Consider the following 12,583-nt stretch of genomic DNA (forward strand, 5'->3'; position numbering starts at 1 on the left):
ACTCCATTAAAAAACTGCTATAGTTATGACTAACGGTAAGACTTAGTGATAAAAACCCTAGGAGAGGATTTAATGAAACGACAAGTAAGACAACTGATCAAACAACTTACCTTAGGAATAACTCTGACAGCTTTAATCGGTTTAAGTGCCTGTGAATCAACGTCGTCTGGGAAAACAACTAAAGTTCGCTCTGCCCATAGTAACTGGATCGAGGAACAGTTTCAAACTGAGATAGTCAATATTGGTTTGGAAAAACTTGGTTATGAAATCGAAAAACCCAAGGAAATTGACTATCCTATTATTTATGTGTCTGTGGCTAATGGCGACCTAGATTATAGTACTATCAACTATGAAAAATCACATATAGAATTCTTTGAAAATGCTGGGGGTAGCAAAAAGTTAGAGCGAGTGGGAGTTCTTACTCCTGATGGGATACAAGGCTATCAGATCGATAAAAAAACGGCTGATAAATATAACATTACTAACCTGCAACAATTTAAAGACCCAAAGATTGCAAAACTATTTGATACAGACGGCAATGGTAAAGCTAATTTAATCGGTTGTAATCCTGGTTGGTTTTGCGAAGTGGTAATCGATCATCACCTCAAAGCTTACGGACTAGAAGATACCGTTGAACACATTAGAGGACAATACATTGTGCTACTGGCCGATGTTATGACTCGCTACAAGCAAGGGGAAAGCATTATGTACTATACTTATCAACCTCACTGGATATCTACAATATTAAAACCCGATCAAGATATAATTTGGTTAGAAGTTCCCTTTACTTCTCTTCCTGAATCCCAGAAAGGTCTAACTGAAAAAGACACCTCTGTAGACGGAAAAAATCTGGGATTTACTGTCGATCGCCAGCGGATTGTTGCTAACAAGAAATTTTTGGCAGCTAACCCGGTTGCGAAGCGCTGGTTTGAACTGGTTCAAATTCCAGCTGAGGACATTAACCTTGAAAGCCTAAAGATTAAAGAGGGTGAGAGCAGTCCAGAAGATATCCGTCGCCATGCTGAAGAGTGGGTGGAAAATCGTCAAGAGTTGTTTGATAGCTGGGTAGAAGAGGCAAAAAAGGCAGGAGGAGATTCTATTTAAAGGGAATAGGGAGTAGGGAGTAGGCAGTAGGGAAAAAATTTTTCTATCTCATCGGCATGAGATAGGTTAAATAAGTTAAATTATATTAAAAAAAAGCGTTCGCTAAAGTTATGCGATCGCTTTTTTTTATTACCCCTAAAACTCCCAAAAAAAAAAATTCAAAACCCTTGACAAAAATAATTATAATTATAATTATAACGACGAATTCAATGTTTGATTCATGTCAAAAAACCCAAACCTAAAAAAACAACCTGTTGAGCACACTCTAAAGCGATGCAGCGCGGTCTTGGGGGTTTCCCCCAAGACCGCGCTGCATCGCTAAATTTCTGGGGGGATTTCCCCCCTGGCAGAAGCTAAGGTCTAATCAAATAAGATCACATCAGGTTAGGTTTGGGATCTGACTGACATCAAAATTTCAATCCACTTACTGTGGCATTGAAAAAGCCGTGGACATTATGTCTACGGCTTTTTTTTTACTATATTTGGGTTGATAATGCGGGTTTATTAAGACTTCAACTTTATCAAGTTAGTGCTGATTAGTTTAAGACTTATAGCATTTCGATTTGAGTTGTGAACATACTACCTTATGGAAATCAAAGAAGTGTGTTTATAACTATATACAAACGCTATATCATCCATTAAAATCCAAAGAGAATCAGTGGTCTAATATCAAAGCCTCTAGGACACCTTTTTCAACCATATCCAGGTTGAGAATGTAATCAATTTTATCAAAGGTATCGCGAAGAGGTCTTTTAGCTGTTAGCCAACCAAAACCATCGGTAATCCAGATAAATTCGTGACCATCTTGTTTCCACTGTAAAAATATCTCGCTATACTCACCAGCTGTCGCTTTTAGTTTAGAGCCACCACCTCTATAAAAGTTTGTTTCGATTAAAGCGATGCAGCGCGGTCTTGGGGGTTTCCCCCATGAGCGACTGCATCAAGACAACCAGTTTCTTAGGAGTATTAATTGCAAAATCAATCGTTTTAGACGCTTTTTTGATGGTAAGGTGTTTACCAAATTCTGATCTGATGCCATCTGACTTAGCCTGCGGGATGTACTGAAATCCATGACGAGTACAGATAGAATTGACAAAGTACTCGACGATGTCTTCCATGGCTTTACCGCCCCGGTTTTTGCGAGCATTTGTATCTAGACCGACCTCGACACCGATAAAGTAATCTGTTAGGGACTTGATACGTCTTGAGGTGATTTGCTCTAGGAAACCTAACTCCTTTAGGAAAACAATAGCTTTATCAATATCTTCTTCTGTTAAATTTTCTTTCTTTTTAAAACTGAAATTATCATAGTTAAATTTTACTGATTGATAGTCGGTTAAAATCTGAAACTTCTGATCACGACAAGCTAGCAAGGCTGGAATGATAGAGATTAGCTTTGGATGTTCTCTGAATAACACTCTTGCTTCTTCTTCAAGATTATCCTTGCCCACAAGATAGTTCAAAAGATTGAGACTAATCTCAATATCTCTAACATTTTTCCCAACCTTATTCCAATTTACGAAATAATCCCATTTCAAAATAGAGGGTTTCAGGGTTGCCATCACATACTCGAATACGCTGTCAGAGTCATTACAGCCAAGATTTTCCCTAAATACAGAATGAAATTTCATCGGATTTGTCCTGTGTCCTATGTCATTTGTCCTTTTTGAATAAAATAACCAATGGTAAAATTATTCCCCCTCTCCCCCCTCTACCTTCTTATAGTTACTCCTATAGTTACATGATTGCAATGCTCCTTTTTCAGATTGCTTTGAATGTTAATTCAATAGTTAGTAACCAGAAGTTCCCTAATTTCTCCTCTGCTATTTCCTTTTGAGTTTATTCTACGGGATGCCGATACTCGCTCGATCTTAAACCCTTGATATAAGTCATCGAAAAACAAATCATCAACATAGTTAGTTGGATCAGAATTGCTGAGCATTTGATGGGCTCCTGCCTGATCAGTTTTCACAAACACATCCCGTAAACGACGCTGCTCACTATCATCAAAGTCTAGGGAATGATAGGAATTGAAATTGGAGGTTTTGCTGATAGGACGATAGGGAGGATCATAGTAAATAAAGGTGCTATGATCAGCATATTTCAGAACTTGACTAAAGTCCCTTTGTTCTATTTGAGCAATTTCGAATAGCTTGGAGACAGCTCGCAGATTATTGGCATTCAGAATTTTAGGATTTTTGTATCGTCCCACTGGCACATTAAATTCTCCTTTGCTATTGACCCGATACAGACCGTTAAAGCAAGTTTTATTCAGAAAAACCGTTATGGCAGCTCGCTTGCTCCAATTCCGAGCGTAAGAGTTAGCATCTATTTGTTTATTAAAGGTGTTATATTTTTTGCGGTATTCGTAGTATAATGCTTTCCGACGTTGATCATCTTTGGGTAGGTATGTATTACTAAGCTTTAACAGTTCTTTGATCAGTGATTCAACATCCTGTTGGATAACCTTATAAAGGATAATTAGCTCAGGATTGGTATCGAATAGATAAGCTTTCTGGATATCGAAACTGTTGACAATATCGAAAAAAACTGCACCTCCTCCCACGAAGGGCTCGATATAAGTCGTCAGACTTCCCTTGCGTAGCTTTGGTGAGTATCTCTCTCGAAGTTGTGGCAGAAGCTGCGTTTTGCCACCTGCCCATTTTAGCACAGGAGATGCTAATTCTCTTTCTTTTTTTATTGGGTGCTGTATTAGGGTAAATGGTTCAGATTCTGTTAAAATAGCCACGTTTGTAATTAGTAAAATTGCATACCATCAATATTGTATAGCATTTTTATTTGAGATGTAAACATAGGATTAATATAACAAGGAAATAGGGAACAGGGAACAGGGAACAGGGAACAGGGAACAGTAGTCAAAATATGCCATATTTTTTTGATTTTATTCTAAATAAGCATTGGTTTTGATGATAGCTTTATCAAGGCTATATATCCCTCAGCTATTATGATTTTTTCACCATGCCAGATAACTTGTATCTAGGAAATATTTTATTAAAATTTTTTTTTATGCTAATTTAATCCAGTTTTTACAAAAAAAAATAAGTATTAAAAATAATTGATTGTTGATATTTAAAAATATCTTAATTTATATCAAATCCGGATAATTGCCCACACTTACGATATCCAGACAAAATCTTTCTCCCCCTGCTCCCCTGCTCCCGTAAGCATTCAGCCGTGAGCTAAAAGCTCACGCTACGCGAACAGCGATCAGCCGTCAGCCGTGAGCTAAAAGCTCACGCTACTTGAGATGCCGTCAGCCACAGACTCAAAGCTGATAGCTAATAGCTGATAGCTAATAGCTGATCGCTGATCGCTGATCGCTGATCGCTTACCCAAGAACAGCTACCAAAATTCGGAACAATTCTTCTAAATCAGCTGGAACACGGTAAAGATTCAGGTCTTGAGTAACTTGTTTATGCTCTCGGTGCAAAAGCCCAAATTGCCAGATATCCCCTGTAGAAACAGCACCCTGTAAAATCAATTGGTCAGCGTCACTCCATAGATCGAGAGCAATCAGTTCTACAGCAAGTTGGGTAAAGCCTCTTTGGATATTAGCATTTTTGGCTTCTATTACCAGCAGTTTACTATCTGTATAAAGATAATAGTCTAGATAACCTTTTAAGTACTCTGTTACAGTGAGAGGATATTCGATTCTTAGCTGAGCTTGAGTATAGTGGACTAAATCAAGCAAGATCGGAGCGATTAGTAATTCCCGTCGAGCTGCTTCACTGGTTAAACTAACATAGGGTAAGCTTTCTTCAATTCTGGATTGAAGACCAGAAAGTCGGTCTAGTTTTGTCGTAGACTTTTCTAAAGTCAAAGAGCTTCGCTTCAAGGTATAGCCAAATTCCGCCAAAATGTCTTCTGGCTCAACGACCATATCAAAATAACTTCTAAAGGTATAAGATTTACCAGGTTGGAGGATGGGAATTTTGTTCATTATTAAGATAGGGAGTCGGGAGTGTGGGGGGATGGTAAGATAGGGATATAGGGAGATGGGGAGATTTTTATTAAGGGTAATTATCCTGAAATTATCTAATTTTAATTATCTATATAATTGATAATTATATCATGAACAATTTTGCTGATTTATCATAATATCAAACACTCTTTGGATCTCTTGACGACTACTCCCCGCTCCCTACTCCCTTTTCAAGTGCTTAATCCGATCACAAAGAGTGCGATCGCGTTTTTCTAGCTCAGCATTTGTGCTCAAATAATCCTGGAGCCAATCACAACTATAGGTTAGGACTTGATCAAGATCCAGGACTTGATCCACATTCCACAAAATCACGTTATAGCAGAAGTCATTTGTCAGAAGTCATTTGTCAGAAGTCAAACTCTTGCGCTTCTTGATGCAGTCGCTCATGGGGGAAACCCCCAAGACCGTAATGGTGCGCTTGACCTTGGCGAATTAAATTCGCCACGGGTCGCACCTCTGCATCGCTTACAAAGGGTGTGAGACTAATGTCGATGTCCTAACTGCCCTGGCGACTGCTATACTATCAGCACTGGCAGAAGCTAGAATTTCCCCATCTTGGCTGAAGGCGATGCCCTCTACCTCATCCTGATGTGCGGTGAGGGTAGTGAGCAAGGTACCATCATTCTTCCCCAAGGGGACTCCCGTTATAGTCGTTCGCGCAGCGTCTGGCACTGCCAGTAAGACAAGCGCGGGAGGGGAATTGGGGACTGAAAATGTTGCGTATCATTGAAAATTTGTGCTATAATAAACACAAAAACATCAAGCGAGAGTTAGCCACTTAATTTATTCAGTGGGCGGCGTTCGCGTAGCGTGGCCAAAGGCCAGCGTACCGGGATTTATCCCGGCTATCGTGTTAAACTAGAATAGTAAGTAAGAACAAGGTTGGTTACGTTGATTTTTTGCGCTTTTCGGTGAAATCCCAGCCAGTAAGAGACGGGGTAAATCCTACTCCTCAAGGAACAGGCAAGCAATGCAGCAAAAAGGACCTCTGCATCGCTGCTAGAAGGTCTAATGATTCGCCAGAGCATTTTCTCAACTTTCTCAACTTGAGTCTGGGTATTTGCCTTTGCCCCAGCTAACTGTTGCAGTTTGTTCCAAGCCTTGATGGCTACGGGCATCTGCCCAAGCTAGGGCATCGAGTAAGGCTTGACCAGGCAATAGTCTCGATTCATCCTGACAATCACCATTGAACCAAGCTCTTAGACTTGTAGCATAGGGACGAAGATTTGATAGTTGCTTGCTGACCCAATCACAGTTGAAAACAGCAGCATAAATGGGGTTGCGGACCTTAACCTTGCCCTCAGTCTTGACCACTAATCCCGACAGTAGCAATTCCATTTGTTCCCAACTGTCATCTGCTGCTACTGCTCCCTGTTGCAGAATTTGCTGATAAAGTCCTAATAACCGCCCAGCCCGTTGCTCATTACTGAGAATGCGATCGCGTATGGTCCTGAGATGCTCTGGTTCATCTTGGACTTCCCAGTTGTCGATAATCCGCCTATCCACAAGAGACTCAAGGGATTTGCCATTGACAGTACCATTCTCTATATCCTCTAGAATCAGCTGACATAGCTTTTGAGTCAGTAAAGGCTGTCCTCCCGTAAACCCCAAGATTTCCCTAAGTAAGGCTTTGGGATTGCTAACCATTCCGTTAAATCCTAGCCCTAGGGGTTTGGCTTCTTCCAGAGTAAATCCACATAACTCAATCCCCCGTCCGATATTAAACGGAGTGCGTTGCTTATCTACGATCAAATCCGAGGGAGTGGCTACCCCTAACAAGACAAAACTGAGGCGTTGGTAGGCTTGGTTTTCTGTGCGCTTGTTGTAGCAGGCTCGGATCAGGGCAAAAAAATCTTCAATCGGAAACGATAAACCCAGAATGCTATCGATTTCATCAATAAAGATCACCAAATTTCCCTCAACCTCTGCCAGTAGCACCTCCTCAATAAAATCACTCAGACGCTTGACTGGGGATAGATCAGAGCGTGAGCGCCACCAAGCTCGTAAATTGACCTGGAGGTTGAAGCTGCTGACAAGACAGCGTATTATGCTAGCATACCACTGGTCTGCTGTCAAATCTTGGGTACCAATTTCCGTCAAATCAACGATTCCACAGTGGATGCCTATTCCTTGTAATCGGTGAGTAGTTTGCACCCTCAAAGAAGACTTACCCATTTGCCTGGAGGTAAGGACATAGCAAAACTCACCGGCTACCAGAGCCTGATACAAATCCTGATCTGCTTTACGACGCACATAGCAGGGGGTATCAGGGGGTAAACTCCCGCCAACTTGATAGTTGTGCTTTTTCATAACTTCCAGGCATCCATGGGTTTTAGCCCAGGTGAGTACTAAAGTACTGACGATACAAATCACAACTAGGTACAGCCCCCTGTTTGTGGAGCTGTACTAATCCTAAACTTTGCAACTTAAAGGCTAGCTTTTGCTCTAATTCCACTGGCTGGGATGACATCACTACTTTTCCATAGGCTGCGACCAGTTGTGGATATTGTTGTAGATTCCACCATTGTCGTCGAAGGTCATCATGATAAATCCCCGATTCCCTTGCTGCTGAATTCAATAACTCTTCAAAGGTAACGTCACCGCGCCTAAGATGATATAACGCTACCCTTAAAAGACAAGGATTTCCTCCTACTTTAGCCATAATTAAAGATACGTGATCGACCCTCGAATCATCAGTACCCCAATCGATTCCGTGGCGACGGGCTAATTCTTGCACTTGGGCCTTGGTAAACTCTGGCAATTCAATGGATAATCCCACATTAAACGGCGATTGGTGGATATGTAAGGCAATATAAACGTCAGTAGAATGTATAATAATTAAGCGCAGTTTTTGCCAAATTGTGCTACCAGTTACACCGTATTTGGCTTTTTCATACCAAGCTCGCAGCAAACCGAGGAAATCCGTGGCAATAGCAGGGTAATTAAACAACAGGTTGACCTCATCTAATGCCAATACCATCGGTGTATCTATTTCTTTTAATAGATAATTCTCGAAGTAATCTGTGGTATTACCACTGCTGCCAAAGATATCATCCCAATAATCATTTAGTCGATTTGGTAATTCTAGGCTACGAGTGACTGTGGCACAGAACCATTGTAAAAATCGTTCTAAATCCGTAAAGACATTGGCATCAGCTTGCTGCAAGCTCAGAGCGACTGTGCGGAAGCCAGATGCTCTAGCGTGATCAAGAATCCTCACCATCAGGGAGGTTTTACCCATCTGTCTAGGGGCTTTAATTCGGATTAATGCCCCTGGCTGCAACACTGTTTCGTAACATAGAGAGTCATTGGGGGGACGCTCGATATAAAAAGAAGAATTGAGAGGGACCACACCTCTAGGTAATTCGAACTCTGTAGGTAATTCCAGCTCGACCTCTGGCAACTCCTGAAGCTCGACCTCTCGTAATCGGTCCCTGATCACAGAACGAATGTTATTTTTTGTGATCTTCTCTCCAAACACCTCTGACAGGATATGCCATAAGCGGGAGCCAACCACCCGAATGTAATCGGCGTCGTAACCAGACCCCTCAGCAATCTCTTGATAAGTTTGTCCTGACCAACATTGGCGGAGCACCAGTTCTTGAACTGCGTTTAAGCGTTCGGGTTTGATGACCGTATCCACCATCGCCAATGCTTCTTCAACACTCATTACTTTTTATTATGTAATCAATTAGAATTATTTATTACTTTTTCTCACAGACAAAGCCACATTGCCGATTTACCTTAAAGTCAGGGATCGCAAATCGTCCTTTAGGGTTAACACCAAGCCAGCGATCAATAGCCGATCGCTGGCTACCTACTTCAAGGGGGATCAGCTTCCCTAGTCAACCAGGCTTAAGCAATTAAGCCATCTAAAAACTACCTATACGGGTTAAAGGGTAACAGTTAAAACTACCTCGTAATTGTGGGCATCCAAGAATAGGGCATGGGATTTACCCCTAGTCCATGCTCTATTTTGTTTTCCCTAGTTAACTAATCTAGTTAACTAATGGTTAACTAAGATGTTCCATCACTGATCCACGGTAGTGCTCCACGGTGGCTAGCGTTCTCTTGAAGTTGGGTTTTCGACAGTTGGCCGTTGCTTGTTTATCGTCCACATTCACTCAACATTCAACAGTCCCACCTCTGATTTAAACGGTATAACCGCAACTTAGGATGACCCCAAACAGCGTTATTGATTTGCTTAGTCAAACCATCAGTAAGGATGTTCATCGTTAACAACCATTAACAAAATTGAGCTTAAAGAATAGGGTAAAAGGTTAACTATACCACAGCTTTTGCCTTTTGGGTTTCCTTTTGGGTTTCCTTTTTGGCTCAATTATCAATGAGTAACTCAATTGAGCTAATTCAGGGTGATAGAGAAAGTAGGTGTTCGCTAGAAGTAACAATGATCAGCAAGATCAGCAACCTGTACAAAGGTTTCAGGATTCTACCTTTAATGACCTCCTGATTCCCTGGCTCAACGCAGATAGTTTTAGGAGACGGTTGAGGCAAGTAATCCAGAGGTCAAAGTGGTATAAGGGTTATCGATTCGCCGTCTTATTGGTGGCTTTGGAACGTTTTAAAGTCATTCAGTTTAGTATGGGACGGCAGGTGGGAGCAAAATTGCTAAAGGCTTTTGATTCTCGCTTGACTGATGCCCTGAATTCTACCGTTAACTATACCGTTAACTATACCGTGGCGCGGTGGTCCGAAGATGAATTAGCTATCTTACTCAAAGACATTAACGATGTCAGTGAAGCTACCTTGGTAGCAGAACAGATTGGCACTAGCCTGCGGACGCCTTTTTCGATTGATGACCATGAGATTTTTTTGAGTGCCAATATTGGAATTGCTAGCAATGACAGGGATGATTACCAAGCCTCTGCTTTTCTTGACAACGCCAGTCTAGCTCTTTATCGAGCCAAAATGGAGAGTAACACTGGCTATAAGCTGTTTACCCCTGCCATGCGCACCCGGAGTATAGAGCGGTTGGAGTTAGAAGATAGTTTACGCTTGGGTATTAAGCGCGAAGAATTGCGGCTTTATTACCAGCCAATTGTGTCTCTTGAAACCCATAAGCTGGCTGGCTTTGAGGCACTGGTGCGGTGGGAGCATCCCGAACGGGGACTGCTGTTGCCAGCAGAGTTCATTCCAGTGGCAGAAGAAACAAAGCTGATTGTGCCACTGGGTTGGTGGGTACTACGCCAGGCTTGCCAACAAATGTGGCAGTGGCAACAACAGTTTCCCCAATATCAGGATTTAACGATCAGCGTTAACATCTCCAGCTTACAATTATCCCAACCGGATCTAATCGGTAAAATCGACACAATTTTGTGGGATTCTGGTCTCGATGCCCAGAGTTTGAAACTAGAGATCACAGAAAGTTTACTGCTGGAAACCACTGCAGTGGTTCTGTTGGAGAAACTCAAACAGCGACAGATTCAGTTGTGCATTGATGATTTTGGGACTGGTTATTCTGTCTTAAGTTACTTGCCAAATTTACCGATAGATATATTAAAAATTGACCGCTCTTTTGTAAAAGGTATGAGTGATGATCACAAACATGGGGAAATTTTGCGGTGGATGGTAAAGTTGGCAAACGACCTCGGCATAGATGTAGTAGCAGAGGGAGTGGAAACTGAAAAGCAATTGGCACAGCTTTGTGATTGGCGTTGTCAATATGGACAGGGGTATTGGTTTTCTAAGCCTTTAAATCCCGAAGCTACTGAAGCCTGGTTAGAGACTCTAAGTGTGGGGAGATGGGGAGATGGGGAGATGGGGAATCGGTAAGTTAGAAGTTAGAAGTTAGAAGTTAGAATTTAGAATTTAGAATTTAGAATTTAGAATTTAGAATTTAGAATTGGGAATCGGGAATCGGGAATCGGGAATCGGGAACTTCGGATAAAGGAAGATTAGAACAGCAGAGGATTTCTTGGTGTGATCAGAAATCAGGATTGGGTTTGATGATCGACTGCGCGTTTATGATACTGTTTATGATACTTATGAGGTACATTCAATTTTCCCATAGGCCACTCCCGACTCCCGACTCCCGACTCCCGACTCCCGACTCCCGACTCCCGACTCCCGACTCCCGACTCCCGACTCCCGACTCCCTAATGATTCCCAACGCCGAACGATACTGGCTCACAAATGCCTACGTACCATTTTGCCTACTGGAAAACAGCAACGTTTGCGTCCGCAACGAGCAGGGTTTGTGCTTAGTTGATATTGAAATTAATCAGGGAGCCATTGGTGCAATAGTTTCAAAGGCGATTGTTCCCAAAGGGCAGCAAAACACGATGGTCGAAAAGAGCCGCTACGCGATCGCAAACAGTACCGAAAACAGTATCGCAAACAGTGTTGAAGCTAGCACAGATACCAGTAACATACCTAGTGACATCCCCAGTATAAATCTCCGGCAAGGACAAGTATGGCCCTGTTTTCTAGATATACACACCCATCTGGATAAAGGTCATATTTGGGAACGGTCTCCCAACCCTGATGGTACTTTTAATAGTGCCTGTCTGACCGGAGATGCTGATGCCCAAACCTATTGGCAACGGTCAGATTTATATCGGCGCATGGAATTTGGAATCAAATGTAGCTATGCTCATGGGACCAAAGCTATCCGCACCCACATTGACTCGGTCGGCGAACAAGCTGCCATTAGCCTAGGCGTTTTCCAAACCCTCCAGAAAGAATGGCTTGACAGAATTACCCTACAAGCGGTGTCTCTAGTTACTCTAGATTATTATCAAACTCCCGCTGGCATGACCTTAGCCGACAAAATTGCTGAAGTCGGAGGCATACTTGGGGGAGTAGCCTATAGCAACCAAGACCTGGAGGCTCAACTCGATAGGGTTTTTTCCTTAGCTAAGGAGAGAAACCTCAACCTAGATTTCCATGCTGATGAAAACGGTAATCCCGATTCCCATTGCTTACGAAAGATTGCCCAAGCTGCGATTCGTCATCAGTTTACCGGAAAAATTATTTGTGGTCACTGTTGCAGTTTGGCCATGCAACCCTTAGACGAGGTTGCGGAAACTCTCAAGTTGGTCAAAGCAGCAGGAATTGCTATTGTTAGCTTACCCATGTGCAATCTTTATCTACAAGATCGACAGGCTAACTGTACACCCTTTTGGCGGGGAGTCACCAGGCTCCATGAAATTAAACAACAGGGTATTCCGGTAACCTTGGCTAGTGATAATTGTCGAGACCCCTTTTATGGATTTGGGGATCATGATGTATTAGAAGTCTTTACCCAAGCCGTAAGGATTGCCCATTTAGATATGCCCATCGGTGATTGGCCTTGTGCAGTAACCAAGACAGCCGCTGATTTAATGGGTTTACCTGACATGGGTAGGATTGGAGTGGGACTCCCGGCAGATTTGATTTTGTTTAAGGGACGCCATTTCAGTGAACTTTTGTCCCGTCCCAGCATGACCGAATTATCTTGCGTCAGGGTCAGCCAAT

9 protein-coding genes and 1 pseudogene are annotated in these 12,583 nt (G+C 42.3%); 3 read left to right on the top strand and 7 right to left on the bottom strand.

The window, feature by feature from the left end; all coding sequences use genetic code 11:
• Positions 1-72 precede the first annotated feature (72 nt).
• Complete coding sequence (proX, locus tag LYNGBM3L_RS09335; protein WP_044492540.1) at positions 73-1,104, top strand: glycine betaine/L-proline ABC transporter substrate-binding protein ProX; 1,032 nt, start codon at positions 73-75, stop codon at positions 1,102-1,104.
• A 655-nt stretch (positions 1,105-1,759) separates the two neighbouring features.
• Here the strand turns inward: proX and LYNGBM3L_RS49750 are convergent.
• The 7 genes from LYNGBM3L_RS49750 to LYNGBM3L_RS09360 all read right to left on the bottom strand — a co-directional run bounded on the left by LYNGBM3L_RS49750 (position 1,760) and on the right by LYNGBM3L_RS09360 (position 8,777).
• Entirely contained in the window at positions 1,760-2,005 is a 246-nt protein-coding gene (locus tag LYNGBM3L_RS49750) for a DpnII family type II restriction endonuclease (protein ID WP_081432014.1), read from the bottom strand.
• Positions 1,977-2,735 (bottom strand): DpnII family type II restriction endonuclease, encoded by a 759-nt coding sequence (locus tag LYNGBM3L_RS09340; RefSeq protein ID WP_008181737.1) that lies wholly within the window; start codon positions 2,733-2,735, stop codon positions 1,977-1,979. The genes LYNGBM3L_RS49750 and LYNGBM3L_RS09340 overlap by 29 nt, the downstream gene beginning before the upstream one ends.
• A gap of 152 nt (positions 2,736-2,887) precedes the next feature.
• On the bottom strand, positions 2,888-3,853 hold the full coding sequence (locus LYNGBM3L_RS09345) for a DNA adenine methylase (RefSeq protein ID WP_008181738.1): 966 nt from the start codon (positions 3,851-3,853) through the stop codon (positions 2,888-2,890).
• Between the two features lie 600 nt (positions 3,854-4,453).
• Positions 4,454-5,065 carry a hypothetical protein gene (locus LYNGBM3L_RS09350; protein ID WP_008181740.1) on the bottom strand — a complete coding sequence of 204 codons (612 nt, stop codon included), beginning with the start codon at positions 5,063-5,065 and terminating at the stop codon, positions 4,454-4,456.
• Between the two features lie 507 nt (positions 5,066-5,572).
• A complete protein-coding gene (locus tag LYNGBM3L_RS40205) occupies positions 5,573-5,740 on the bottom strand; it encodes a WD40 repeat domain-containing protein (RefSeq protein ID WP_161603141.1) in 168 nt (55 codons plus the stop codon).
• Between the two features lie 408 nt (positions 5,741-6,148).
• Positions 6,149-7,417 carry an AAA-like domain-containing protein gene (locus tag LYNGBM3L_RS09355; protein WP_008181744.1) on the bottom strand — a complete coding sequence of 423 codons (1,269 nt, stop codon included), beginning with the start codon at positions 7,415-7,417 and terminating at the stop codon, positions 6,149-6,151.
• A gap of 22 nt (positions 7,418-7,439) precedes the next feature.
• Positions 7,440-8,777, bottom strand: coding sequence for an AAA-like domain-containing protein (locus LYNGBM3L_RS09360; RefSeq protein WP_008181745.1), 1,338 nt, complete (start codon positions 8,775-8,777; stop codon positions 7,440-7,442).
• A gap of 719 nt (positions 8,778-9,496) precedes the next feature.
• Between LYNGBM3L_RS09360 and LYNGBM3L_RS09365 the strand changes: the two genes are divergently transcribed.
• On the top strand, positions 9,497-10,900 hold the full coding sequence (locus LYNGBM3L_RS09365; RefSeq protein WP_008181747.1) for a putative bifunctional diguanylate cyclase/phosphodiesterase: 1,404 nt from the start codon (positions 9,497-9,499) through the stop codon (positions 10,898-10,900).
• 326 nt (positions 10,901-11,226) lie between these two features.
• Positions 11,227-12,583 (top strand): annotated as a pseudogene (locus LYNGBM3L_RS09370) (cytosine deaminase); the annotation flags it as partial.

Origin of the sequence: Moorena producens 3L, from assembly GCF_000211815.1 — a bacterium.
GTDB lineage: Bacteria > Cyanobacteriota > Cyanobacteriia > Cyanobacteriales > Coleofasciculaceae > Moorena > Moorena producens.